The organism is Acinetobacter sp. ANC 4558 (assembly GCF_002135375.1).
GTDB lineage: Bacteria > Pseudomonadota > Gammaproteobacteria > Pseudomonadales > Moraxellaceae > Acinetobacter.
Window position 1 is genome coordinate 22,231 of the sequence record NZ_NEGH01000016.1, and the last position, 24,121, is coordinate 46,351.

At 35.8% G+C, this 24,121-nt stretch carries 28 protein-coding genes; 18 read left to right on the forward strand and 10 right to left on the reverse strand.

All coding sequences use genetic code 11. The features are described from left to right. The first annotated feature begins 127 nt into the window (after positions 1–127). Positions 128–2,038: a 5'-nucleotidase C-terminal domain-containing protein gene (locus tag B9T31_RS15910; protein ID WP_086182915.1), complete on the forward strand. Its 1,911-nt coding sequence runs from the start codon at positions 128–130 to the stop codon at positions 2,036–2,038. A 133-nt stretch (positions 2,039–2,171) separates the two neighbouring features. Here B9T31_RS15910 and B9T31_RS15915 read toward each other — a convergent pair whose 3' ends face one another. Further along, positions 2,172–3,680 carry an acetyl-CoA C-acetyltransferase gene (locus B9T31_RS15915; protein ID WP_086182916.1) on the reverse strand — a complete coding sequence of 503 codons (1,509 nt, stop codon included), beginning with the start codon at positions 3,678–3,680 and terminating at the stop codon, positions 2,172–2,174. A gap of 240 nt (positions 3,681–3,920) precedes the next feature. On the opposite strand from B9T31_RS15915, the gene B9T31_RS15920 reads away from it, so the two are divergent. The 3 genes from B9T31_RS15920 (at position 3,921) to B9T31_RS15930 (ending at position 7,419) form a co-directional block, all read left to right on the forward strand. After that, the gene (locus B9T31_RS15920) at positions 3,921–5,306 is read left to right on the forward strand and encodes a 3-oxoacyl-ACP reductase (protein ID WP_086182917.1); all 1,386 of its coding nucleotides are present in this window, start codon (positions 3,921–3,923) and stop codon (positions 5,304–5,306) included. 132 nt (positions 5,307–5,438) lie between these two features. Beyond that, positions 5,439–6,293, forward strand: coding sequence for a MaoC/PaaZ C-terminal domain-containing protein (locus B9T31_RS15925; RefSeq protein ID WP_086182918.1), 855 nt, complete (start codon positions 5,439–5,441; stop codon positions 6,291–6,293). A 175-nt stretch (positions 6,294–6,468) separates the two neighbouring features. After that, positions 6,469–7,419: a tyrosine-type recombinase/integrase gene (locus B9T31_RS15930; RefSeq protein WP_086182919.1), complete on the forward strand. Its 951-nt coding sequence runs from the start codon at positions 6,469–6,471 to the stop codon at positions 7,417–7,419. On the opposite strand, the gene B9T31_RS15935 is transcribed toward B9T31_RS15930, so the two are convergent. From B9T31_RS15935 to B9T31_RS15965, 7 genes are all read right to left on the reverse strand, one after another. Next, positions 7,394–7,645 (reverse strand): hypothetical protein, encoded by a 252-nt coding sequence (locus tag B9T31_RS15935; RefSeq protein WP_228146070.1) that lies wholly within the window; start codon positions 7,643–7,645, stop codon positions 7,394–7,396. The two genes, B9T31_RS15930 and B9T31_RS15935, sit on opposite strands and share 26 nt — an antisense overlap. After that, positions 7,642–7,797, reverse strand: coding sequence for a hypothetical protein (locus B9T31_RS17720; protein ID WP_171264783.1), 156 nt, complete (start codon positions 7,795–7,797; stop codon positions 7,642–7,644). Before B9T31_RS17720 ends, B9T31_RS15935 begins: the two co-directional genes overlap by 4 nt. A gap of 57 nt (positions 7,798–7,854) precedes the next feature. Beyond that, positions 7,855–9,321 (reverse strand): recombinase RecT, encoded by a 1,467-nt coding sequence (locus tag B9T31_RS15940; protein ID WP_086182920.1) that lies wholly within the window; start codon positions 9,319–9,321, stop codon positions 7,855–7,857. A gap of 35 nt (positions 9,322–9,356) precedes the next feature. Then, complete coding sequence (locus tag B9T31_RS15945) at positions 9,357–10,175, reverse strand: PD-(D/E)XK nuclease family protein (RefSeq protein WP_086182921.1); 819 nt, start codon at positions 10,173–10,175, stop codon at positions 9,357–9,359. A 3-nt stretch (positions 10,176–10,178) separates the two neighbouring features. Continuing rightward, the gene (locus B9T31_RS15950) at positions 10,179–10,373 is read right to left on the reverse strand and encodes a hypothetical protein (RefSeq protein ID WP_086182922.1); all 195 of its coding nucleotides are present in this window, start codon (positions 10,371–10,373) and stop codon (positions 10,179–10,181) included. Positions 10,374–10,572: 199 nt separating this feature from the next. After that, positions 10,573–11,118: a hypothetical protein gene (locus B9T31_RS15955; protein WP_086182923.1), complete on the reverse strand. Its 546-nt coding sequence runs from the start codon at positions 11,116–11,118 to the stop codon at positions 10,573–10,575. Positions 11,119–11,360: 242 nt separating this feature from the next. After that, positions 11,361–11,822: a hypothetical protein gene (locus tag B9T31_RS15965; RefSeq protein ID WP_086182925.1), complete on the reverse strand. Its 462-nt coding sequence runs from the start codon at positions 11,820–11,822 to the stop codon at positions 11,361–11,363. A 113-nt stretch (positions 11,823–11,935) separates the two neighbouring features. On the opposite strand from B9T31_RS15965, the gene B9T31_RS15970 reads away from it, so the two are divergent. The 5 genes from B9T31_RS15970 to B9T31_RS15990 all read left to right on the forward strand — a co-directional run bounded on the left by B9T31_RS15970 (position 11,936) and on the right by B9T31_RS15990 (position 14,728). Beyond that, positions 11,936–12,187 (forward strand): YdaS family helix-turn-helix protein, encoded by a 252-nt coding sequence (locus B9T31_RS15970; RefSeq protein ID WP_086182926.1) that lies wholly within the window; start codon positions 11,936–11,938, stop codon positions 12,185–12,187. Positions 12,188–12,196: 9 nt separating this feature from the next. Continuing rightward, positions 12,197–12,511, forward strand: coding sequence for a hypothetical protein (locus B9T31_RS15975; RefSeq protein WP_086182927.1), 315 nt, complete (start codon positions 12,197–12,199; stop codon positions 12,509–12,511). A 54-nt stretch (positions 12,512–12,565) separates the two neighbouring features. Next, entirely contained in the window at positions 12,566–13,621 is a 1,056-nt protein-coding gene (locus B9T31_RS15980; protein ID WP_086182928.1) for a hypothetical protein, read from the forward strand. A 167-nt stretch (positions 13,622–13,788) separates the two neighbouring features. After that, positions 13,789–14,202, forward strand: a complete 414-nt coding sequence (locus tag B9T31_RS15985) for a hypothetical protein (protein ID WP_416202547.1) — start codon at positions 13,789–13,791, stop codon at positions 14,200–14,202. A 19-nt stretch (positions 14,203–14,221) separates the two neighbouring features. Continuing rightward, positions 14,222–14,728, forward strand: coding sequence for a hypothetical protein (locus B9T31_RS15990; RefSeq protein ID WP_322853504.1), 507 nt, complete (start codon positions 14,222–14,224; stop codon positions 14,726–14,728). Between the two features lie 90 nt (positions 14,729–14,818). On the opposite strand, the gene B9T31_RS15995 is transcribed toward B9T31_RS15990, so the two are convergent. Then, on the reverse strand, positions 14,819–15,829 hold the full coding sequence (locus tag B9T31_RS15995) for a hypothetical protein (RefSeq protein ID WP_086182929.1): 1,011 nt from the start codon (positions 15,827–15,829) through the stop codon (positions 14,819–14,821). A gap of 184 nt (positions 15,830–16,013) precedes the next feature. Continuing rightward, positions 16,014–16,916, reverse strand: a complete 903-nt coding sequence (locus B9T31_RS16000; protein WP_086182930.1) for a DUF2971 domain-containing protein — start codon at positions 16,914–16,916, stop codon at positions 16,014–16,016. A gap of 99 nt (positions 16,917–17,015) precedes the next feature. Here B9T31_RS16000 and B9T31_RS16005 point away from each other — a divergent pair, with 99 nt between their 5' ends. The 9 genes from B9T31_RS16005 to B9T31_RS16040 all read left to right on the forward strand — a co-directional run bounded on the left by B9T31_RS16005 (position 17,016) and on the right by B9T31_RS16040 (position 24,121). Continuing rightward, on the forward strand, positions 17,016–17,345 hold the full coding sequence (locus B9T31_RS16005; RefSeq protein WP_086182931.1) for a hypothetical protein: 330 nt from the start codon (positions 17,016–17,018) through the stop codon (positions 17,343–17,345). Beyond that, complete coding sequence (locus B9T31_RS17860; RefSeq protein WP_171264784.1) at positions 17,345–17,518, forward strand: hypothetical protein; 174 nt, start codon at positions 17,345–17,347, stop codon at positions 17,516–17,518. Before B9T31_RS16005 ends, B9T31_RS17860 begins: the two co-directional genes overlap by 1 nt. A 1-nt stretch (position 17,519) precedes the next feature. Then, entirely contained in the window at positions 17,520–19,154 is a 1,635-nt protein-coding gene (locus B9T31_RS16010; protein WP_086182932.1) for a portal protein, read from the forward strand. Further along, a complete protein-coding gene (locus B9T31_RS16015) occupies positions 19,151–19,480 on the forward strand; it encodes a hypothetical protein (RefSeq protein WP_086182933.1) in 330 nt (109 codons plus the stop codon). The genes B9T31_RS16010 and B9T31_RS16015 overlap by 4 nt, the downstream gene beginning before the upstream one ends. Continuing rightward, positions 19,473–20,156, forward strand: coding sequence for a hypothetical protein (locus B9T31_RS16020; protein WP_086182934.1), 684 nt, complete (start codon positions 19,473–19,475; stop codon positions 20,154–20,156). Before B9T31_RS16015 ends, B9T31_RS16020 begins: the two co-directional genes overlap by 8 nt. Before the next feature lie 9 nt (positions 20,157–20,165). Continuing rightward, a complete protein-coding gene (locus B9T31_RS16025; protein WP_086182949.1) occupies positions 20,166–21,065 on the forward strand; it encodes a phage capsid protein in 900 nt (299 codons plus the stop codon). Positions 21,066–21,127: 62 nt separating this feature from the next. After that, positions 21,128–21,484, forward strand: a complete 357-nt coding sequence (locus tag B9T31_RS16030; RefSeq protein ID WP_086182935.1) for a Gp49 family protein — start codon at positions 21,128–21,130, stop codon at positions 21,482–21,484. Positions 21,485–21,542: 58 nt separating this feature from the next. Continuing rightward, complete coding sequence (locus tag B9T31_RS16035; RefSeq protein ID WP_086182936.1) at positions 21,543–22,103, forward strand: hypothetical protein; 561 nt, start codon at positions 21,543–21,545, stop codon at positions 22,101–22,103. Continuing rightward, positions 22,103–24,121 carry a carbohydrate-binding protein gene (locus B9T31_RS16040; RefSeq protein ID WP_086182937.1) on the forward strand — a complete coding sequence of 673 codons (2,019 nt, stop codon included), beginning with the start codon at positions 22,103–22,105 and terminating at the stop codon, positions 24,119–24,121. The genes B9T31_RS16035 and B9T31_RS16040 overlap by 1 nt, the downstream gene beginning before the upstream one ends.

The following is a 24,121-nucleotide window of genomic DNA, read 5'->3' on the forward strand; positions in this document are numbered from 1 at the left end:
TTTATTGGATTCCAAGAGGATGAATAATATTTTAATTTTAGTCAGTTCCGTTTTAGCGTTGATTCATCAAAGTTAAATAAATCATCTGCAAAATACCCATCAATCTTTACCATTGATTGGGAATATCATGTTAATTCATAATAAAAAATCGATTCTATTGCTAAGTATATTATCTGTGTTATTGGTTGCGTGTAATGATGATAATGATCATACGACCAGTAAACCACCTGTGCCTGTAGAAGCGAAGCCACTAGAATTAAATATTTTACATATTAACGATCATCATTCACATTTAGATGAAGAAAGCATTAAATTCAAAGCGAATGTAGGTACAGGAGAAGAAGAGTTTAGTGTTGCCAGTGGTGGCTTTGCTCGTGTTGCGGGCTTAATGAATCAATTAGCCACCGAAAAGAAAAATGTTTTAAAAATTCATGCAGGCGATGCAACAACAGGTGATTTGTATTATAACCTAACAGATGGCAAGGCCGATGCCGATGCAATGAATACAATTTGTTTTGATACTTTTACGCCAGGAAATCATGAATTTGATGCAACTGATGCTGGATTGAAGAAGTTTATAGACTTTTTAGATCAAGGTTCATGTAAAGAGAAGACTAAAGTTCTGACGGCAAATGTAACGTTTGGTGCGTCATCACCGCTGTATAAAACCAATCGTATTCAAAAATCACAAGTTTTTGAAAAAGATGGTGTTAAATTTGCGATTATTGGTTTGACGATTGCGAAAAAGACCAAAAATTCATCCCAACCAAATGCAGATACTATCTTTGCGGATGAAATTGAAACGGCACAAAAAGAAATTAATCAATATAAAGCACAAGGCATTAAAAATATTATTTTACAAACGCATGTTGGTTATGATTTAGATTTACAGTTAGCGAAATCTTTAACCGATGTTGACGTCATTATTGGAGGCGACTCACATACCTTATTGGGACCTGATAGTCTTAAAAAATACAATATGACACCTGAGGGCGCTTATCCTACGCAAGTTAAAAATAAAGATGGCAATTTAGTTTGTGTCGCACAAGCATGGCAGTATAGTTATATTGTGGGTGATTTAAATGTCAAATTTGATAAAAATGGTAATGTGGAAAGTTGTAGTGGTACACCGCATGTTTTGATTGGGGATAATTTCAAACGGACAAGCAAAGATGCACCTATTGTCACTGAACCTGAAAAACAAGCAATATTGACTCAGTTTAAAACAGACCAAGCACCATTTAAAGTAGTCACACCATTACAAACAACATTTAATGTACTTAAGCCATATCAAGATCAAAAGAAAGGTTTTGCAGAAAAAATTGTAGGTCAAGCGACAAATAATCTTTGTGCTCGCCGTGTACCTGGAATATTAAGAGATACTGCTCGTTCTACCTTGGGTGATATTTGTAATAAAGATGCACACGTGAATGAGCATGGTGGAGATATTCAACAGATTATTGCTGAAGCATTCTTACAACAAGGTAAAACCTATTTTGGTGCTGATATTTCGTTCCAAAATGGCGGTGGTGTACGTGAAGATGTGGCTTTAGGCAATGTTTCTGTAGGTAAGATTTATAGTGTTTTACCTTTTAAAAATACATTATTACGTTTAGACATGACGGGTGCAGAAGTTAAAGCGACGCTTGAAGATGCAATCGATGGTGTAGTGACACAAAATAATACGGGTAGTTACCCATATACGGGGGGGCTACGTTGGAACGTCGATTTTACCAGAGATAAAGGTCAGCGTTTAAGCCAAATTCAAGTCCGTAATGCATCAAATCAATATGAGAATTTAGATTTAAATAAAACATATAAAATCATTACAATTGATTTCTTGGCAAATGGTGGTGATTACTATACAACGCTTAAATCCATTACAGGTGAGCGACGTACCGATGTTGGTCTGGATTATGCTGAAGCATTTCTGACCTATGTACAAGGACTTTCAGGTCAAGACGGTCAAAAGAAATTAAATAAATTACCAACATCTGAGTACAGTACACAGTACTTTATTGATAAGTCGAAAAACTAAAGCATGAATAGAATAAAAAGAGCGAACTTTAGTTCGCTCTTTTTATTTACACTATTTAATTTTACATTCAATGCATCATCAAAAAATAATAATTATTCATTTGATGATTTGAGGTAGAAGCCAAGTTACATCATTATTTTTCAATAATGGCTGTAACACCTTGACCACCAGCAGCACAAATTGAAATCAAAACACGGCCTGAACCTTTTTGATGAATGAGTTTTGCAGCGGTTGCAAGAATACGACCACCTGTTGCAGCAAATGGATGACCCGCCGCTAAAGATGAACCTTTCACATTTAATTTAGAACGGTCAATAGAACCTAATGGAGAATCTAAACCTAAACGATCTTTACAGAACTTAGGGTCTTCCCATGCTTTGAGAGTAGATAATACTTGAGATGCAAATGCTTCATGAATTTCATAATAGTCAAAGTCTTGTAGTTTAAGTCCAGCACGATCTAACATACGAGGTACGGCATAGGCTGGAGCCATTAACAGCCCTTCTTTTTTAACCACAAAATCGACAGCTGCGGTTTCACTGAAGCTGAGATAGGCTAAAACTTCATGACCATTGGCTTTAGCCCATTCTTCAGATGCTAGCAATACACAAGATGCACCGTCAGTTAATGGTGTAGAGTTTCCTGCGGTCATGGTGCGTGCATCGCCTTTACCAAACGCTGGTTTAAGTTTTGCAAGTTTTTCAACATTAGAGTCTGGACGTAAATTATTATCGCGCTCTAGCCCTAAAAATGGGGTAATTAAATCTTCAAAAAAGCCTTCTTCATAGGCAGCAGCCATTTTCTGGTGCGATGAAGCTGCTAATTCATCTTGAGCTTCACGAGAAATACCCCATTCTAACGCCGTAATTGCTTGATGATCACCCATTGACAAACCTGTACGAGGTTCACCATTACGCGGTGCTTCCATTAGTTTCTTAAAGTTAATTTTAGATAATGCTTTGAGGCGATCTTTTGCAGTTTTAGCTACGTTTAGTTTTAATAAGGCTTTTCGTAAACTATCACCGAGTGCGATAGGGGCATCAGATGTCGTATCTACACCACCTGCAATACCAACTTCAATTTGCCCAAGTGCAATTTTATTCGCAACTAAAAACGCGGCTTGTAAGCCAGTTGCACAAGCTTGTTGAATATCGTATGCCGTCTTCTGCTTGAAAAAAAAAGTATTTAATACACATTCACGCGTCATATTGAAATCACGGCTATGTTTAAGTACAGCTCCAGCCACAACTTCGCCTAGGCGTAAACCTTGTAAATGATAGCGTTCTATTAAACCATTGAGTGCAGCAGTCAACATATCAGAATTTGATGCTGAGAAATATGCACCATTCGAGCGAGCAAATGGAATACGATTCCCCCCAATAATTGCAACGCGACGGATTGTATTTTGACTCATATTTAGATCCTGTTGATCGGAAATTTTCGTTGTGGTTGTTGGTGTAGAAGTGGTTTTTTTTCTACGGGTAGAAGCTGTAGCACGAGTAGAGGCTGCTTTCACAGTCGTTGCAGACGCAGTCGTACGTGTACGTTTTACTGTTTTTGGCGAGTGTGTTGTTGAAGTATTCTCTGCGGCTGGTGTTGCCGATGTTTCGATAGTTGGATTTTTTTGATTTATTTTGCTCATATAGATATCCAAACAGATTAAAGCATCTTTTAATGAAGTACCTTATCATACTATTGATTAAGCGAAATTGACTAGAATGACAGAGATGAGAGCATTCGGGTCAAGACATATCCTGATGAACTCAAGTATTATTTCCTAGAAATCGGTGCTTGTATTGAAATAGAAGATTTAGGCATCATGTTGAAGTTTATAGATAACTTAAAAATCATTCAAAATTAATTTGCCTGTGAGACCATGATTATGACTGACCAATATCAAGCATTTGCGAAATCACCGATTGGTAAATTTGTCATTAAAAATTTAGGATTACCTTCTCCTACTTTTTTGGAGCGTTTTGATAGTGTAACACCCGTGGTTAAAGGAAGTGTTTTATTCGGTGCTGCATCTGCAAGTTCATTGGCACCTTCAATTGCTCAGGTATTAGCCAATATCCATGCAAATTGTTATACAGAAAATAATGTAGAATTACAGCAAATTTCAGCACAAGCAGGTTTATCTGTAAATTTAGTGAATGAGCATACTGCAAAATATAAAGTCGTTATATTTGATGCATCAGGTATTGAAAACTCTGAACAATTAAAAGCGTTATATCATTTCTTTAATCCAATTGCTCGTCAAATTCAAAGTTCTGGTCGAGTCATTGTTGTTGGTATTACGCCTGAAACAGCTAAAACGGTTAAGCAAGCGATTGCACAACGCGCCTTAGTTGGATTTGTTAAATCTGTAGCAAAAGAATTTAAAAAAGGGATTGCTGCAAATTTAATTTATGTCGATCAAGATGCAGAGAAAAATCTAGAATCAACATTACGTTTTGCAATTTCGCCACGTTCTGCATATGTCTCTGGACAAGTGATTCATGTATCTCAAGCAAAAGTTATAGAGATTGATTGGGCTAAGCCATTAGCAGGAAAAACGGCTGTGGTCACAGGAGCAAGTCGTGGAATAGGCGAAGCAATTGCCCATATTCTTGCTCGAGATGGTGCACATGTGATTTGTTTAGATGTTCCTCAACAACAAGCAGATTTAGATCGTGTTGCCAATGAAATAGGAGGTTCAACATTAGCCATTGATATCACGGCTGATGATGCAGGTGAACAAATTAAACTTGCTGCACAAAAACAAGGTGGTTTAGATATTATTGTGCAAAATGCGGGAATTACTCGTGACAAAACATTAGCGAAGATGAAACCCGAACTGTGGGACTTAGTGATTAATATTAACTTGTCTGCAATTGAACGAGTGAATGATTATTTATTGACACATGCTGGTTTAAATGAAAATGGTCGTATTATTTGTGTATCTTCAATTTCTGGGGTTGCAGGTAATTTAGGACAAACCAATTATGCAACCTCAAAGGCAGGAATTATTGGTCTGGTTCAATACACCGCTCCAACCTTAACTCAGGGTATTACAATTAATGCAGTTGCACCTGGATTTATTGAAACTCAAATGACGGCAGCAATTCCATTTGCTATTCGTGAAGCTGGACGTCGTATGAATTCGATGAGCCAAGGTGGTTTACCTGTAGACGTTGCGGAAACAATTGCTTTGTTTGCAACAGCTGCTTCATCTGGTCTGAATGGTAATGTTGTACGTGTCTGCGGTCAGAGCCTTTTAGGGGCGTAGATAAGATAATTTTAAGCTTTATTTGTTTCAAAATGAGACCAATAAAGCAGTGGTTAGATGAGCATTGATGAAATAGATCAATGGTAAACTGACATCGTCTATCCTTATATTTTAAAATACATAGGTTTTAGTATGAATATTCGCCATTTTGCTCAACTTCCTAAGCCATATTTGGCTTATCCCGATATTGTAAAAGGATTAATTTTTAAAAAAAAATTTATTGAAAAGAAATTACCAGAAGTTGAATATATTGTTGATGCACTTCGAGTTGATTTGAAACATTTGAAAGCTTATAACAACATTTGTGGTTTTAAAAATAATGGCTATATTCCAGCAATTTATTTGGCTGTTTTATCACAAAGCTTACAAATGCATATGATGACTAAAGAAGCATTTCCTTTTGCAATTTTGGGTTTAGTTCACCTTCAAAATCAAGTTACGCAGTTGAGAAAAATTGGTGCCAATGAAACATTAACTTTATCATGCAAATTTGGTGATTTAAGACCGCATGATAAGGGCTTACAATTTGATTTTATAACCACTGCACGTGTAGGTAAAGATGTTGTTATGGAAGGTTTAACAACATATTTATCTCGTCAAAAAACGACTGAAAAAAGTGAAAAGAATTTAAATGATGAGCGTCAACCAGTATTCACATTAGTAGAAGAGTGGAAGATATCTGAAAACTTAGGCCGTAGTTATGCACTTGTTTCAGGTGATTTTAATTTAATACATCTTCATGCATTGACTGCGAAAACATTTGGTTTTAAACAAGCCATAGCGCACGGTATGTGGAGTAATGCAAAAGTTTTATCAAGTTTAAACTTACCAGAAAAGTATCAAGCAGATATTGTATTTAAACTGCCTATTTATTTACCATCAACAGTTGATTTTTTGACTGCTCAGGAAAAAGGAATAACGGATATTCTTATTCGTAATAGCAAAAATCAAAAGCCACATGTGATGGGAACAATTAAAGAATTATAATATTACGTATTAAAAAGCCTGTAATGGGCTTTAAATTTAACTATGTATTAAATCCATATACTCATATCTTTTAAAATACAGTTACTTAGACGTATTTTTAAAATCAATTGCAATTGTTTGCTAAAGGTTTTTAAAATAGAGTGCAACAAAAGTGCAACTAGATTGGTTTGAGTATATGGCTACATTTCAAAAGCGTAATGGTAGGGTTACTGCTACAGTTCGCATCAAGCCAAGTCCACCCAAAAGCAAAACTTTCAATACTTTACGTGATGCAAAAGCATGGGCGCAAGAGTTAGAAGTAATCTTACGAAATGAAAAAGAACAAGTTTTCGATCATATTATTTTTCGTAAAGCATTAGAGCAGTACAGGGATGAGGTTACAGTAAAAAAGAAAGGAGTGATACAAGAAACCGATAAAATTAATTTTATATTAAAAAACATGAACTGTGATTTATCTTTGCGAAAAGTAGATAAAGAATATTTAATTAATTGGCGTGAGCTTCGATTACAAAAAGTCAAAAGTGCTACTGTTAGGCGAGAAATGATTGTTTTATCAGCTTTCTTTACCTGGTGCATTGATGTTAAAACATGGCTTACTAAAAGTCCTATGAGTGGAGTTAAGTTACCTAAAGACTCTGATCATAGGGAGCGAATTATTTCAGATGATGAAATTGAAATCATGTGCGCTAATTTAAAACCTGAAATGGTGTATTTATTTTTATTTGCACTTGAAACAGGAATGCGTCAAAGTGAAATCACAGGCTTAACATGGGATCGTGTTTTTATCTCTAAAAGTTACCTACAGTTAGTTTCAACTAAAAATGGTAGACCAAGAGAAGTACCATTAAGTAAAAAGGCTTTAGATATTTTAAAAAAAATTGGTATTAAAGAAATAGGGTCTGTTTTTAATATTAAATCGCAAGATGCGAGTACCGCCTTCATGGATGCTAGAATTGCATCGGGATTAAGTGGCTTTACCTTCCATGATGCAAGACATACAGCGGCAACTCGAATTGCTTTAAAAATCCCTTTATTAGATTTATGTAAAATGTTTGGTTGGTCAAATCCGAAAAGAGCAATGGTGTACTACAATCCCACAGCTAGTGAGATTGCATCGCGGCTTTAACTTCTTTGAAAGAATATTTACCCTGTACGCTTTTTAATTTAGCTTTAGCAACTAAATTTTTAAATATGTGGCGAGTAAGACCTGGTATGCGTTCGCACAATTGTCCGATGTTTAAAAGTTCATCATCCTTTTGTGCGAATGCATCCATAATTGCATTACGACAAACACGATCTAAGAGAGTTTCTAGTTCTATTTCAGTCATGGTAATGATTTTAACTGCATTCACGACACTTCTCCCAAACTTTCTACAACACATTCAGGTAACCCAAACACTTCATTAAAAGCTTGATCAAAACCGCCGTCAGCAATGAATTGGTCAATTGAGTTTTCTTGCTTGTCAGTTTGAATTTCTTCGATAATATTTTCTTGAATTTCCATCACATCACCTATCTTAAATCTTTGATAGGCCACACCTTATAAATGTGGCCATACTTACTAGCGTTGTAATTCTTCTTCACGTTTTTGAGCTGCTAAATCGATACGCTGTTTATCTTTGTCTGATAATTCATCAATAGCAGGGTCGGCATATTCAGCATTAATATCGTCTTGAGATTCTGCAGATTGGATTCGTGCTATAACAGCATCAACATAGCTAACAGACTCATTTACATCGGCAAACATGTCTTGCTGATCTTCTAAGAACTTTTTACGTGCTGCGTAGTCTTTAAGAATTTCAGCCATATCATCCGTGCTTAATTGAGGTTTGCTATCTCGAATTTGAGTGCCAAGCTTTTCTAAGTCCGCAACTGTATTTGCATCAACAATCATTGTTTTAAAGCCATTTTTTAAGTTGTTGCTTTTGATCTGATTGACGCTTTGAACTGGATTAATTCTTTCTTTGTGTTGAGCATAAGCATCTTTTAGATAAGCTAAGTGTGCTTCGGTCAGACGATCATCAATAATAAATTGCTCACGAAGTTCGTTTAATTCGGCATTAGATTCAGCCTGATTCATCTTCACTAGATAATCTTTACGGATGTTAAGAGAAGTTGCACTAGTTTTAGTTTTTTGAACTTTTTCTTCCGCTTCTACTGGTGGTACTTCTTCATGTTGTGGCTCTAATTCTTCTGCAGAAGATTCCACTTTAACAACCTGTTTCTTAATACTATTTAGTGTAGTCGGGATATCTTGTGGTTCAGGTTCGGGTGTCACATCAATGATAGCTTCGATTTCTTCTTCTTGAGTACGAAGTCCCATAAGAAGATCAGGTGCGTATATACGTCCAAAGAAAGAAGCAGCACGATAACGAAGCATTTGTTCAGGCATTGATTGCCATTTACTACCATTTTTTTGATACCAACCTTCCTTAACTGCCATTTCCATAGTGATTGGTGTTGACTCAAGGCGTTCACCTGTAGCTTTTTCAATCACCCAAGCGACACATTTATAATTTTTTACACGTGCAACAAGGTTTGATTCAACTGGCTCTTTTTTATTGGTTGCTTTGCTGTAGACCCATTCAGTAGTGGCATAAGGGATTTCAATTTCTTCCTCACCACCAGTAATATCAAAGCGTAAAGGACTATAACGACCACTACTATTAATAGCAGCAATGATAAATTGACTTGACCAACTTGGACGTCCATCAACTAGATAAAGGTTTTGCATAATCATCATTGGATCTGCACCTAAACGTTGTGCCATATTCAAGGCAATAATGCAGTTGGATACGCCATTTGGGTTTGGTTCATTGCGATAGTTCCATTTTTTTGCCTTTGGGTCATAACCATCTTTGACCTGAATTGTATTTCTAAAAGCTTCGGGAATGATTGTACTGTTTGCTAAGCTTTCAGCCATATGGTGCATTGCTTGGAAACCACGATAAGTATTAAAGTTTGCTTCAATATTTTCTGGTTTACGTTGAGTGCGTAGTTGTTCAGTAGTCATTACTTGTGAAGTCATGGAATTTTTCCTTATATTTAATATCTAAAAGTTAGTTACTTACGAAATTTGCATGTAGAGAAAGCAGGGCAGTATTTTTCATTGCAAAGCATTGATTTTGAATTACCAAAGAAAACACCATGTTTTAAAATATTGGCTGCATAATGAAGTAGTCCTGGCTCTTCTTCTGTGCCTAGCAATACTTCTGCAGGTGATTGAATTTCACCGATTCCAATATGTTGCCCTTTGTCAGTTTTGGCTGTTGTCAGACCATAAATTCGGGCAGGTGCTACAACTGGTTCTTGTAAAGCATGGGATGCCAAAATGGTATAAATTCCCATTTGCGGTGAATGCCCTGTAGTTTTTACAATTCCGTCATTTCCTACTGAATTTTTTCCAGTCTTAATGTCGCCAATACCTAGATCGTTATTTTCATTTTCATAAATGCGATCAATTGTTCCTGTTAGCTCAATTCCTAAATCAGCAAGAATTAATGATTCGCAACGAACCTCAACTCCGATGTATTTTTGAGTAGGAGCAATATGTGTAATGTATTTGTGAACTAGTGATTGCCCAATATTTTCAGCACTATTTTGGTCTAGGTCTGTCCAGTCAACATCTTCATTAGGTTGCCAAATTTGCTGATGCAAAATTTCTTCACACTCTTCAACAGATACATCTTCATCTATAAGGCTTAAATGATCCCATTGAGTTACTGCTTCATGAATAGCTGTTCCGAGTCGAGTACGTGCCCCAGCTGGATTATTTTTCTTCAAAATATTTTTAGCTTCCCAGCGTGCAGGACAGTCAAATAAATCACCTAAAGAGGAAGCACGTATAGGAATTACTTTATTTGGTTTAACAAATGCATTCATGACCTACACTCCAAAGATAGCTATCTTGAAAAAGTTGATAACAAGCCAGAAAAACCAAGCAAGAATTGCAAAAAGGACAATATCTTTAAGATCGGCAATAATTTTTGCACGGCGAGAAGGGCGCATTTCTTTAGCTGTTGGTTGTTGAAATAATATTGAAGATGTTTGAGATTGACTCTTAGAACGATTCTGTTTCATAATTACCCCGTAGTTTGGAAAAGCACATTTGGTTTCGCGGTCAGGTGTGCTTTTTTGTTGTCTATGGGAATTATTATTACAATAATGTATTTTTTATTCAATACATAAATGTAATATTTTTAAAATAAAATACAATTATGTATTTTTCATGAGTAAGAGAAAGCCCACAAAAGTGGGCTGTTAAATGATTTTAAGTAATTTAGGGATTGAATTTTATAGAATTATAGAAATGATCAACAGCATTTCGATCCTTTTCAGAAAAGTAACCATCGTAATAATTTAATGTAATTTTAATAAGTTTATCGTTATGCAAAAATAAAGATGTATTATCAAATGAATTATTCAAATCATCATCAGATGTAAACATATACCTAAAAACTTCTTTATTATTTATTTTTGCTTTATCTGCTTTAATGAGTTTTATTTTTCCGCCTACAGCTGCATCAGAAGCCATTTTTTTTGCAAAATCATCTTTGTTTAACATTAGATAATTAATAAAATCCGTATTAGATTTTGTATATTGATTATTTTTATCTATAGGGACAATATCAATAGAAATCATTACTTGATTCTCACAAGCAGTACAACTCAATCCAACACCTGTAGGGGTTTTTTGTGAACTCCAGCCGTCTAACTTGTACGTCATAGTTTTATCATGGTTGTCATGATCGCTTTCGATTTTAGAAGTTCTAGAGCAAGAGGTTAATAGGAAAGAAATTATTAATAGATAAATTAAATTTTTCATGATGCAAACCCTACCCACTTAAAAAACCAATATATAGGCCATATCTCAGCTAAAAATAAATTACATGGGATTAAAATAATCCAATTCCACCAGTTGTAATTAGTATTAAAAAACATCAAGTAGATAAGCGTAGGAATAGAACCTAATTGCCAAATCCAAAATGCTAGAATCCCTTTATTCATAGTCACCCCAATTCTTAAATAAATAAGTAAAAAATTATAATATTTTATTAATCTAAAATTCTAAGATGCACTCTTCTTGGTGGAGGGTCTCAGATATTTTTCCAATAAATCATCTAAAGCAGTTTCTGCATGATTAATAACAAAGCTAATCATTTGAAGGTCTTGACTAGAAAGCTTTTTATCATTTTCTAAAGTATCTATTGTCTTGCAGATTTGTATAAGTTTGTCATATTTGGAACATGTAATAGCTTGTGAATCAACAGGAGCTTCACTCTGTTGTTTGACTGTTGAATCAATGCCATCTAAATACATTTTTGGAATATCTGTTTGTGATTCCAGTTTTCTTGCTTTTCTTTCACCTATAACTCTTTTTTTCTTGATGATGTTAGATATCTCGCCCTGATTTAATCCAAATTTTTCAATAAATTCCTGTTGGTTCCTGTAGTGAATAGTCACCCAAGAATTCAGTCGATCAGCGCGAGCATCTGAAGATGCTTTATTTGGGTCGATATCTTTAGTCATGTTTTCGATTCTACCAGTGCATTACAAAAATGTATAAACACAAAAATGTATTTAATGTTGATAATAAAAATACAAAAATGTAATATTGAGTGATTGATGTAGTGGGGTTTCAAATGAGTAACAAATTCGTGACTTACTTTCGCAGTCTAGATTTTGATCAAAAAGCTGCTTTAGCCGAAAAGTGTAAAACATCTGTGAGATATCTAACGAAGCAGGCAACCCTAATAAATACAGGGAAAGACAAGAGTCTATTTAGACCATCTATTTGTACAGCGATTGAAGTCTTTTCATCTGGAGAGATAACGAGAAAAGACTTAAGACCAGATGATTGGTCTGATATTTGGCTTGAATTGATTGAGGTTTGAAGTTTGCTTATGTCAGAAAAACTTACCGAGAGCATTACATTTAAATGCACGTATGAAGAGAAGCGTGAATTTGAAGCTATTGCTAGAGCTGAAAAAACAGATATTTCTAAATTAAGTCGTGTTTGCATGAAAGAGAAAATCTCAGATGTTCGTGAATATTTAAATTCTCTCAGTTCATTCGTAAGTATTACCACAGATACAAGAGATACATTTGAACTAATACCACCTCCAAAAATTATTGATGTCACACCAAAACACACAGGCATAAAAAAAGCCCAACTGTGCGACCAGTTGAGCTTTCCTGCCGTTCATACCGAAATATAAACAAGGTAATTAACCAATGCCGAATTTAACACGATTTATGGAGGTTGTGAAGTTATGAGTATTGCTCAAGTAATTCCATTTAAAAAGACTTCACAGCCAAAGCAAGAGGCTGGAAAAAACATGTATAGCGATAAGTTTACAAACGGTCATGTTATGTCTAGCCGATTGTATAGAAAGGAAGTGCGACCCTTTTTAAGTAACGCGGCTCGGAACGTCTATGCAGAACTAGAAGATCGTATCAACGGACATTTAAAAGAGTCTGATTTTGTCAGTCACTCACAATTACAAGGAGGAGAATTACCAGGATCAAAAAAACTTAGTTCTAAAACGGTAGATGTCGGCATTAAAGAACTTTTAGAGCTTGGAGTTATTTCTATTATAGCAATTGGGAAACAGGGTATTAAAAAGTATCGAATAAATGAAATATCTCTAGTAAACCACTTTACTAAGGAAAGCACTTTACTAGGGAAAGTAGTTAAGGAAAGTACTTTACTAAGTGAATCAAACCACTTTACTAAGGAAAGCGAAACCACTTTACTAAGGAAAGACACAATAGATAATAAGAATTTATTAGATATTAAAAAAAGAACTTCCCTTGCGGATAACTCAGATTCAAACATTTTTTTAGATTCGATTGAATATCACCGTGAAGATCAAAAAATTTACACCCTGAGAGAATTAGCGAATGTCTACTCGGTTCAAAATGATTTTACCGAGCAAGCTAAAAAACAAAATCCAAACTTTGCCGATGATTTCATTTTATCCGAGCTGAGAAACTTTGCTCAGTGGTCAAAAATGAGAGAAAAAACAACTGCACAAGGCTGGATGAACTATTGGATCTACCGCATTCAAAAACTTAAATCACCAAAGCCAACAACGGCAAAACCAAAAAGCACAGAGCTTTCAAATTCTCAGATTGAGTACTTCGCATCAAAACTCGCTAAAGATCATGCATTCGCTTCAAAACACGCTGAAACAGGTGAAACACAGCAGTCTTTCGAATCACGAGTGCTTAGAAATTTAAAGTCACCTGAATACATCAAAAAATGGGCTTCATATCTGCATGATGTGGGGTTCAAAGGTCAATTGGAGAATGCTCATGACAAATGAAAAACCCAAAGATGCAGAGTATATCGAAAACGATGGCACGTACTGGAAAAATGAAAAGGGCATATGGTTTTGGTGGAATGGACATTGGGGTTGGTGTCCATTCATCGGACTAGTGAATTACAGACTTTTGGACAAATTAAGAAAATTATGAGGATTAAATGATGAGAATGAGTGAAGATCAACTAGAAGCACACCTAAATAAGCACCAAATGCGAAAAAATGAGGGTAAACAGCCCGATAAAACTAAAAATGATGCTAGGGCACTAGGACGACTTAAACGAGGCGAAATGAACAAAACAGAGCGAAATTATGCAGGGTACTTAGAAAGCCAAAAAATTAGAGGAGAAATATCATATTACGCATTCGATTCAATCAAGTTTCGTTTAGCCGATAAGACGTTTTATTCACCTGATTTTATTGTGATGAAAGCAAACGGTGAGCTTGAAGCACATGAAGTTAAGGGACATTGGGAGGACGATGCCAGGGTAAAAATCAAAGTAGCAGCTTCAATGCATCCAATTCCATTTATCGCCGTGTACTGGAATAGCAAAAACAATAATTGGGATTTTGAGAATTTTTAAAAATTTATAAGGGGTTGTTATGAGTCATGCTTTTAAATTTGGTCAGTATGTTTCTGCTGAACTTGTTTCTAGTCAATCTGGTGGGTCGGGTTCAGTTGGACGGTATGGAACTGTTGATTTTATAGCATCTTCGGACTGTCCTCGCGCACGCGCGCGTTTTATTAATCAGCGGAGCAAAAGGAAGGTCAAAGAATTTCTATTAAAACAGCGTGGTTATAAGCGTCCAGACTTCAATCGTATGATCTTAGATTTAGGTCGCTTGGCTTGGACACATGAAAAGATCGCAGACGTTCTACCAGTCAAGGGAGCTTCTACAGTGAGCGAATGGGCGAGAGGTGGCGTACCTAATTACGACAACGGTGCAGCCTTAATTATGCTTTGGAAAATGGAGACTGGTATAGATCGTGAGCCACTGGAAGGTGAATGGGGGACGTACAACTACAAAATAGGTCAGTTAGATATGTTTGATGATTGGAGTGAAATAGACGGCGTTATAGACCAGTTGGGTGAGGAGATAGATAGGTGAGGAGAGTAATTCAAAAAGTTCTTGGTAGGTGAAAACCAGTGTTAATCTCTGGTTTTTTAAATATAATATTTATTAAAAGATAATGATTAATTAATCTTTAAGCTTATCCCAATCAATCGAATTCCAAACAATATCTTTCTGGATAGGGTCGAATAACACTTTATTTAATTTATAAAAACCTTCGTTTCTTATTAACTTATACACACTAATTTTCTTTTGATTGCTAATGCATTCGTGAAGAATTGGTATAAATTTTTTATTACTAACTTTTGTATAGCTCATATCTGAAAGCGCACCTGCAATAAAGTCAGGAATTCTAATCAAATTATCATAATCTGTATTTTGATTGGAAAAGAAAGATAATAGTTGATTTTTATTTTTAGCAGACAATTGAAAATCATGAAATATCATATCAAATGCAACTGGCGATTTATCTTTTTTTGACATATACGTTAAAATTTCATCTCTATCAGAACACCAGAGCATAATATTTTTATGGTTGGTATTATCTGCAATTAACTTAAATATCGTTGATACTATTGTAGTGCATAAATCTATTTGCCCCAAAGTATTAAGCTTTACATTTGGTTTATTTTTTAGCATGTAAATAAATTCTTGAGAAGTACTTATACTTGATCTTATTCGAGAATCTTTAAAATTAACAAATAGTTGATTTTTATAATATCTATTTAAACTATCATATCTTTTAAGAAAATACTCTTTTGAACTTACACCCTTAATTTTATAGGCGTTAAAGTTTTTATCCATAATTAAGGCAAATGTAAATATTGGAAGTTGGTTAATACATTTTAAAAAATTATAAAAATTATCACCTAAATACGATTTCTTTATATCTTGACGGTGAGTGTTATGAATCAGATTATTGAAAGATCTAATCCAAAATGAATCTTGATGTGGGAAAATTGTAAAAGCAATAGCTATATGATGCTTATTATTATTCGGTTGGAAACAGTAATCACTGTAAATAATCCATTTTTGGGACGTTTTATTATTGTTGATAAATGACATCAAATAAGAGTCTTTTTCAAAAATTTCAGTAAACATCTGATGAAATTTTGGTAAATAATATTTAATTTGCATAATATAAAATCCGTATTATATTTCAGTTAAAATATAATTTCATTATTAATTAATAAATTAGATTTTATAATATTATATTTAATGGAATTTAGCTTCAAAAAATCATGATATGCAATCATAAATACTAACCTAAACGTGATGTTAACTGAGAAGATAAAAAAGCCCTTACTCCAAGGGCTTACAATTATGGCTTACTTTTATCTAATCGCGGATGGTTTGAAACCTCCAGTTTATACATTCCTTTTACGAGGCTTGTATTAAAGATCTCCACTGTAGTGTTGTTTCTTTCATTAAAATCGCTAACCGCAGATTGTATGTGAACTAAATAGTCTTTATTAAAATTCAACCCAAGTGTGATAGATGAAATAAATTTTGGGTCAAACTTTAATAAACGGGGATCTATTTGCTCTTTAGACTTCCAGTTTGGATTTCCAATTAGTCTAAATTCTTTTTCATAAGCCCATTCTTTTGATTTTTGAAAAAAAATACTTGTAGCTGTTTTATAAATTAAATCTTTATTTTCTTCACTATTATGAAGTATATCTTGAAACTCACTAAATGATAATTTTATATCTGGATATTCATTTGTATATCTAATAGGTAATGGTAAAAAAATAGATTCATTTAAAGGAATTTTGAACTCAATCATAAAGCCAGTATGTTGATTAGCATAGTGAGACCACATTAAAATGCTTAAAGGATTTGAATTAAAACAAGTGATTAACGTTTCTTCTCTCAAATGCTTAAATGAGTTATTAATGAATTGAGGCATAAGACCCATCTTATGTAAAAAATATTGTTTAACATAAATCCAATCAGAAGGAGGTATATCAATATCAAATAATGAGCTTACGTCCTCTCGGGAGATATTTGAATAGTCTAGAGTAAGATTGAAATGACAATCGTATGGGTCATTAAATGCAATAGGATAGTTATATCTTAGTTCGTGGTTGTTAAAAATTCCTAATGTGCTAAGTGAGGAATCTAAAGAAACGTGTTTATATAAATAATAGAAATTATTATCTTTAATTAAATCTCTATACTTCTCTGAATTACGATAGATTTGTGATGTACCACTATATTTCATTTATTTAACTTTCCCTAATAGCTGATGAATTATACCCAACAAATCGCCATACAACATCCTACACACTAGCCTTATTCAATCTCGAATAGGGCTTTTTTTATGGCTACAGCTCCACGTAAAACTCAAACACCTGGTGTAAAGACTGCACCAGTTGAAGAAGTACAAACTACAGACCAACAAGCCGATGATGCTTTAGATGCAATCTTGGGATTACCAAAGGATGAGCAGTCTACTAATGAGACTAGTTCACCTAGTGAACCAGTTGAAGAAGATGGAGCTAAAAAGGAATACGAAGAATTTCTAGCATGGCGACAAAATAAAACTGAACCAGTAGCACCGCATGAAGCTACTTCAAATGCTACTACTCCAATCATCAAACGTACTCGTCAAGTTGTTGGTCCCAACGGCTGGACAACGGAGGAATACTAATGGGAGGTAAACCAAAAGTAGTCCAACAAGACCCCGAAGGTGATGCACGTAAAGCTGCAGAAAAGGCAACGGCAGAAGCTAATACCAAAAAAGCTATGCGCCGTCCTACTGGCTCAGTGCTTGGCGGTCTATCTGATAGTGCTACAAAGAAAACAACGCTAGGCGGTGGCTAATATGACTATAGATGCTCAGAAAATCTGTACTCGTTTTGGTCAAATGAAGATCGCACGTTCAGTACATGAAGCACATTGGGGTGAATGTTATCGCTTTGGTGCGCCTGAGCGTCAACAAAACTTTAACTCTACAGAGTCAAATCAAGGTCAAAGACAAAAAGAACGTGCAGATCTATTCGATTCAACAGCATCGGATTCAGTTCAAGTACTTGTTTCAATGATTATGAACGGCGTTACACCATCGAATGCAATTTGGTTTAAGGCTCAACCTGACGGTATAGATGATTTATCTGTACTGACTGAGGGTGAACGGTGGCTTGAAGATGTGTGCCAATTCATGTGGCGCAATATTCATGCTGCTAATTTCGATTCAGAAAGCTTTGAAACAGTCACAGATATTGTGACGGCTGGATGGGGTGTGCTTTATACCGATATTGATCGTGAAGCTGGGGGCGGTTATGTCTTTGAGTCATGGCATCCTGGTAATTGTTATGTTGCTTCATCACGTGCAAATGGGGTTATTGACACAATCTATCGTGAACATGAAATGACAATTGATGCAGTCGTAAATACTTACGGTGAAAACAGTTGTCATATTAGTGTGCTTCAAAGATTAGAAAGCAATCCTGATGACAAGATAAAGCTTTTACACGTTATTCAACCGCGTAAATCAAAAGGTGCAGGGCAGATCAATAAAGATATGCCTTTTGCGTCATACCATATCGATTTTAATAACAAGCATACGATGAAGGAGTCGGGCTATAACGAGTTCCCTTGTTCAGTTCCTCGTTTAAGACGTATTCCTAATTCAGTGTATGGCAATGGTCAAATGTCTATCGCTTTACCTGATGCTAAAACATTAAATGATTTGATGAAGAACATGCTTCATTCAACAGATTTAGCCTTAGGTGGTATGTGGATCGGTGAAGATGACGGCGTATTAAATCCGAGTACTGTTCGTATAGGCCCTAGAAAAATCATTTCAGCAAATAGTGTTGATTCAATGAAGCGTTTAGATACGGGCACTAACATTCAAGTTGCAGAGTATTTAATGAACATGCTTCAAGGTGGGGTTCGCCGTAAGTTAATGGCTGACCAATTACCGCCAGTCGGTACACAGCAAATGACAGCTACAGAGATTCATACCCGTGTAGAAATGATTCGTCAGATGCTTGGTCCAATGTATGGCCGTTTACAGACTGAATATCTACAAAGCATTTTAGACCGTTGCTTTGGATTGGCTTTACGTGCTGGTGCTTTGGGTAATCCTCCTGAAGACCTTCAAGGTCGAAACCTATCTTTTAAATTTGTGTCACCTATGGCACGTAGTCAGCGCATGGAAGAAGTCACAGCAACAGAACAATACGTTGCTTCGCTTGGTGGTATGGCTGAGGTTGAACCTGAAATATTAGACAACATCGACTTTGATGCCGTAGCAGCAGTTACAGGCACAGGGCGAGGTGTACCACAGTCAATTATGCGGACTAAAGAAGAAGTTGAAGCAATACGTACACAAAGACAAGAAGCTCAAAAGCAACAAGAGGAAGCACAGCAACAACAGCAAATGATGCAAACCGTAGGGCAAGAAGCAGCTAAAGGCATTGGTCAGCAAGTCGCAACAGGAGCATTACAGTGATTAAAGCAGTTGAACCAACTCAAGAAACTACGCCAATTCAAACCGAAGAACCTGACCAGGAACAAGGCAATTTTGTACGTAATAGAGCAATGAAACGTGCAAGCCCTGAAACCTATCGAAATGTATTTGATTTAGACATGAATGGTCAGCGTGTACTGGATCATCTTCAACTTACTTTCGCAAACAAATCAACGTATGTACGTGGCGGTCAAGATGCTGAACGTGAGTCATGTTTCAGAGCAGGTCAAGCCAGTGTAGTCAGTTTTATTTTTAATCAAATCAACAAAGCAAACGACCCAAATTATCAAGGTGACATAGATGAGTGATTTTTTAGAAAACAATGATCGAAGTGATGCTGAAAATCAAAATAATGACGGAGGTAATCAAAGCTTACTTGGTGGTGGACAGGATCAGCAATTAGATCAGAACAATCAAGAACAAGGCGGTGAAAATCAACCTGAGGTTATTAGCTCAATTGATGACTATAAAGTTGACGTTGAAGGCTTTAATTATGATGAATTTAAAGCGATTCCTGAAAACCAAGCCTTTTTAGAACGTGCGAAAGAAGCAGGCTTAGATAATAAAACTTTAAATTTTGCGCTCAAAGAATATAACGACATTATTCAAAATGTTGTTGGTGCAAATGTCGCTTTAGATACCGAAGCTTGTATTACTGAAATGAATCAAGTTTGGGGCGGTGAAGCTGATACTAATTTTAAATTTGCTCAAGCTGCAGCAAACAATGCAATTAACAATGGAATTTTAACTGCAGAAGAAGTGAATAGTCCTGAGTTTGGAAATAATCCACTTGTCTTAAAAATGGCTGCTTATTTCGGTGCACAACTTCAAGAAGATACACCACTGTCAAACACACAACAAAGCGGTGTTGATGATGTTCGATCATTACTTCAATCGGAAGCGTACTTGAACAGTAGTCATCCTGATCATCAACGTGTTTACGCTCAAGTTCAGAAGTTTTACGAAAAGCAAAATAAGGGGTAAAAGATGCCAATTGCAAATGAAAATAAAATAACTGCAGCATTTGTACAGCAATTCCATGATAGCTATGAAATTGCTTGTCAACAGAATGTATCTCGTCTCTTGGGTACAGTAACAAATCGTGGCCGTATTCAAGGTGAAGCATTTACGATTAACGATATGGGACAAGTTGAAATGAAGCCCTCTGGCGCTCGTTTTGGTGACACGCCCTGGACAATTCCTGATGCTGGTGTTCGTTCCGTAACGATGAATGATTTTGATTTATTCTTGCCGATTGAAAAGCGAGACGAACCAAAACTCAAAGCACATCCTGACGATAAATATATGAAGTTGCTTCATAATGCTCATAATCGCAAAGTTGATGATGTGATCTATCAAGCCTTAATTGGTTCTATTGCTCGTAAAACAGTAAATGATGCTGGTACAGCTTCAACAACTAATGTTGTTTTGCCTACTTCACAAATTATTGCCCCTACACTTGGCACACTTAAACAGCAAATTATCAAAGCAAAATCACTTTTCCGTAAAAATGAATGTGATGAGCAAAACGGTGAAGAGCTATTTCAGATTTATACAGCCGATATGATGAGCGAGTTTCTAAACGATCCAACGCTTACCAATGCCGATTTTATGAAAATTCAAATGTTACAGGATGGTGCTGTAGGGACTAAATGGCTTGGTGTGACTTGGGTTGCTTATGAAAAGGTTGCTAATGGTGCAACAGCAGATTCAAAGCGTGCGCCAATGTACTGTAAATCTGCGGTGCATTATGGTGATGCCAATATCACTGACTTTGGTATTTCAGTTCGTCCGGATAAGAAAAACATTAAACAAGTTGGTGGCGTTCACTCTATGGCAGCAGGGCGAGCAAATGAAATCAAAGTAGTTGCTATTGACTATATTCCTAAATAATTAATTCCCTACATCTCAACAGATGTGGGGTTTTTCATATTAAACAATTAAAGGTAAATAGAATGAGTAATACAGAACAGCAAATCGAAAAAGAAATCCAAGATAAAGGCTTAAATGCACCACGCTTAACGCCTGATTATATTGATTCAAAAATTCATGCAATCCGCTATTTAACAGGTGATGTTTCCCCAGCTTTTGCAAACGAAGATTATTTTTCAACTGCAGATAAAAGTACACCTTGTTTAACAATCTGTATTTTAACTCTTGAAAATGGTTTCACTGTTACGGGTGAATCAGCGTGTGCAAGTCCTGAGAATTTCGACAAAATTATCGGTCAGAAAATTGCGTACGAAAATGCACGAAATAAAATTTGGCAACTCGAAGGGTACTTACTGAAAGAGAAGCTTTATAACGCTTAACACCCAACAAACCTACATACCAAAGCCTTCAAGATAAATAAAACTTGAGGGCTTTTTTATGTCTACAAATATCACAATCTGTAATGAAGCACTGAATGTGATTGGTGCTGGTTCAATACAATCATTTGAGCAAAACACAGACAACGCACGCCGTTGTGCATCTGTTTACGATTCGACACGTAAGGCACTATTACGGATGCACCCATGGTCATTTGCTAAAAAACGTGCACAGCTTGCGCCAACAACATCACGGCCATTGTTTGGATATGGGAATGCGTTTCCATTGCCTAAAGATTTCATACGTGTAATTGATACAAGTGTTCTCGAATATGAAATTGAAGATCGTTATATCCTTGCAAACACAAATTTAATTAATCTTATTTATGTGTCTGATAATAAAAATGAAGAAACTTGGGACTCATTATTTCATGACTGCATGGTGTTGTATCTAGTCAATAAAATTGCAAAAGCGATTACTGGCAGTAATGCAGAAGCAGATAGTGCATGGCAAAAGCTACAAAACATGCTGAAACAAGCACGTGCAGTGAATGCACAAGAACGACCTAGCCAAAACTTATCAGATAGTTATTCTCCGTCACTGATTGAGGTACGTTACTAATGAAACAGTACATCATGAAGAATAATTTTAGTGCTGGCGAACTATCACCTATGCTTTATACACGCACAGATATTCAGCAATATTCAAACGGTGCAAAGGTTTTAAAGAATGTTATACCGTTGGTTGAAGGTGGGGTAAGAAAAAGACCAGGAACAATTTTTATAAAAGAACAAACTGGCTCAGTCCGTATCATTCCTTTTATTGTGAATTCTAATAATTCATACATGTTGATTTTAAAGGCGAATGGAATTGATGTATTTAATCCACGTACTAAGTCAGTTGTTGCAAGCTTAACAACGCCGTATACAGAACGACAAATACAAGATATTCAATTCGTTCAATATCGATTTAACCTTTTTTTAACACATAATGAGGTGCCAATTCAGCGTTTAAGATGTAGTGAAGATTTTACAAACTGGCAAATCAGCGAGTTTATTTATACCTATGCGCCTACTGATTCAGAAAATGCACGTTATCCATTTAGAAAGGGGAAGCCTAGCGGTGCAAATTTAGGGGCATTTATTTCATTTACGCTTGATGCTGTTACTGAATGGGTAGATACGCAAACTTACTTTAAAGGGGACGTTGTTGTTTTCTCTAGAATTCTTTATCAGGCTGTAGATGATAATGTAGGGAAAATTCCTAATACTTCAATTGAGTGGGTTGTAACCAATAATGATATTACATCCGTGTTTACACCTGCAGATATTGGAAACTATATTGATGTGAATGGCGGTCTAATTAAGATCACAAAATATAATAATGCCAATAGTGTAAGCGGTGAAATTGTTAAAAAACTAGAATCAGACATCAATGCTATAGAACGATCATGGTCAATTATTCCCCCTGCATTTAATGCATCAAATGGTTACCCCAAGTGCTGTACTTTCTTTAAACAACGCCTTGTTATTGCGAATACAAAAAAAGCGCCAAATAAGATTTGGTTTAGCGCGGTTGGTGACAATGGCAACTTTTTAGAAACAACAGATGATAGTGATGCATTCAGTATTGTTTCTGCTTCAGGATTATCCAACAGTATTTTATTTTTAGAATCGCAACGTGGCGTAATTTGCTTAACGTCGAGCGGTGAGTTCATGGTTGATTCTGACGGAGTACTTTCACCGACAACAGTAAATATCAATGAGCATTCAGCATATGGTTCATATCCTGTCACACGACCTGAACGAGTTGGTAATGAACTTTTATTCGTACAACGTGGCGGTGAGCGTTTACGTGCATTGACGTATCGTTATGAAGTAGACGGCTTAGTATCACCAGAGATTAGTTCGCTTGCGGTACATATTGGTGAGCAACACAAAGGAATTAATCAAATTTCATATCAGCAACAGCCTGAAAGCCTAGTGTGGTGTGTGTTGGGTGATGGGACCATGGCGAGTATTACATTCAATCGTGATCAAGAAGTCATTGCATGGGCTCAACATAGTTTCGGTGGAAGCGTTTTAAGTGTTAGCTCTATGCCAACTCAGCTTGGATCTGATCGCACATTCATCTTAATTAATCGAAAAGGTGTTGTTTGCTTAGAAGAATTTTCATTTGATGCTTTGGTCGATTGTCAAATTACTGGAACCAATATAGCAATACCTAGATATTTGGATGATGTTGTTGCTTATCAGCGTTCAGGGGATTCTGTTTATCAGGTTGATGTAAACGAAGAAGGTGTGAAAAGTTTAGGGCAAAACATTGAATGTATTGTTGAGCTATTCCCACCTGAGTTAAGTGAAGCACCTTTATCGTCATTTCTACATAAAGCAAAAGTAGATCGTACAGCATTCTTTTTTAATAAAACTATTGCACCTGAAATTAACGGTGAGCTAATTGAAGTATTTACGTTCTCGGATAATGTTTTAGGTCCTAAACCGCCGTACACAGGGTATCACTTACATGAGGGTGGTTCATGGACTGATTTGCACCAAATACCGTTATTGATAACACACAACAAACCGCTACCGTTTCACTTGCAAGCTATCACGATGCAGATGTCAATAAACGAGAAATGA

Coding starts and splice junctions, on each gene's coding strand:
- B9T31_RS15910 (WP_086182915.1), top strand. CDS start 128: ATGTTAATTCATAATAAAAAATCGATTCTATTGCTAAGTATATTATCT.
- B9T31_RS15915 (WP_086182916.1), bottom strand. CDS start 3,680: ATGAGCAAAATAAATCAAAAAAATCCAACTATCGAAACATCGGCAACA.
- B9T31_RS15920 (WP_086182917.1), top strand. CDS start 3,921: ATGACTGACCAATATCAAGCATTTGCGAAATCACCGATTGGTAAATTT.
- B9T31_RS15925 (WP_086182918.1), top strand. CDS start 5,439: ATGAATATTCGCCATTTTGCTCAACTTCCTAAGCCATATTTGGCTTAT.
- B9T31_RS15930 (WP_086182919.1), top strand. CDS start 6,469: ATGGCTACATTTCAAAAGCGTAATGGTAGGGTTACTGCTACAGTTCGC.
- B9T31_RS17720 (WP_171264783.1), bottom strand. CDS start 7,797: ATGGAAATTCAAGAAAATATTATCGAAGAAATTCAAACTGACAAGCAA.
- B9T31_RS15940 (WP_086182920.1), bottom strand. CDS start 9,321: ATGACTTCACAAGTAATGACTACTGAACAACTACGCACTCAACGTAAA.
- B9T31_RS15945 (WP_086182921.1), bottom strand. CDS start 10,175: ATGAATGCATTTGTTAAACCAAATAAAGTAATTCCTATACGTGCTTCC.
- B9T31_RS15950 (WP_086182922.1), bottom strand. CDS start 10,373: ATGAAACAGAATCGTTCTAAGAGTCAATCTCAAACATCTTCAATATTA.
- B9T31_RS15955 (WP_086182923.1), bottom strand. CDS start 11,118: ATGAAAAATTTAATTTATCTATTAATAATTTCTTTCCTATTAACCTCT.
- B9T31_RS15965 (WP_086182925.1), bottom strand. CDS start 11,822: ATGACTAAAGATATCGACCCAAATAAAGCATCTTCAGATGCTCGCGCT.
- B9T31_RS15970 (WP_086182926.1), top strand. CDS start 11,936: ATGAGTAACAAATTCGTGACTTACTTTCGCAGTCTAGATTTTGATCAA.
- B9T31_RS15975 (WP_086182927.1), top strand. CDS start 12,197: ATGTCAGAAAAACTTACCGAGAGCATTACATTTAAATGCACGTATGAA.
- B9T31_RS15980 (WP_086182928.1), top strand. CDS start 12,566: ATGAGTATTGCTCAAGTAATTCCATTTAAAAAGACTTCACAGCCAAAG.
- B9T31_RS15985 (WP_416202547.1), top strand. CDS start 13,789: ATGAGTGAAGATCAACTAGAAGCACACCTAAATAAGCACCAAATGCGA.
- B9T31_RS15990 (WP_322853504.1), top strand. CDS start 14,222: ATGAGTCATGCTTTTAAATTTGGTCAGTATGTTTCTGCTGAACTTGTT.
- B9T31_RS15995 (WP_086182929.1), bottom strand. CDS start 15,829: ATGCAAATTAAATATTATTTACCAAAATTTCATCAGATGTTTACTGAA.
- B9T31_RS16000 (WP_086182930.1), bottom strand. CDS start 16,916: ATGAAATATAGTGGTACATCACAAATCTATCGTAATTCAGAGAAGTAT.
- B9T31_RS16005 (WP_086182931.1), top strand. CDS start 17,016: ATGGCTACAGCTCCACGTAAAACTCAAACACCTGGTGTAAAGACTGCA.
- B9T31_RS17860 (WP_171264784.1), top strand. CDS start 17,345: ATGGGAGGTAAACCAAAAGTAGTCCAACAAGACCCCGAAGGTGATGCA.
- B9T31_RS16010 (WP_086182932.1), top strand. CDS start 17,520: ATGACTATAGATGCTCAGAAAATCTGTACTCGTTTTGGTCAAATGAAG.
- B9T31_RS16020 (WP_086182934.1), top strand. CDS start 19,473: ATGAGTGATTTTTTAGAAAACAATGATCGAAGTGATGCTGAAAATCAA.
- B9T31_RS16030 (WP_086182935.1), top strand. CDS start 21,128: ATGAGTAATACAGAACAGCAAATCGAAAAAGAAATCCAAGATAAAGGC.
- B9T31_RS16035 (WP_086182936.1), top strand. CDS start 21,543: ATGTCTACAAATATCACAATCTGTAATGAAGCACTGAATGTGATTGGT.
- B9T31_RS16040 (WP_086182937.1), top strand. CDS start 22,103: ATGAAACAGTACATCATGAAGAATAATTTTAGTGCTGGCGAACTATCA.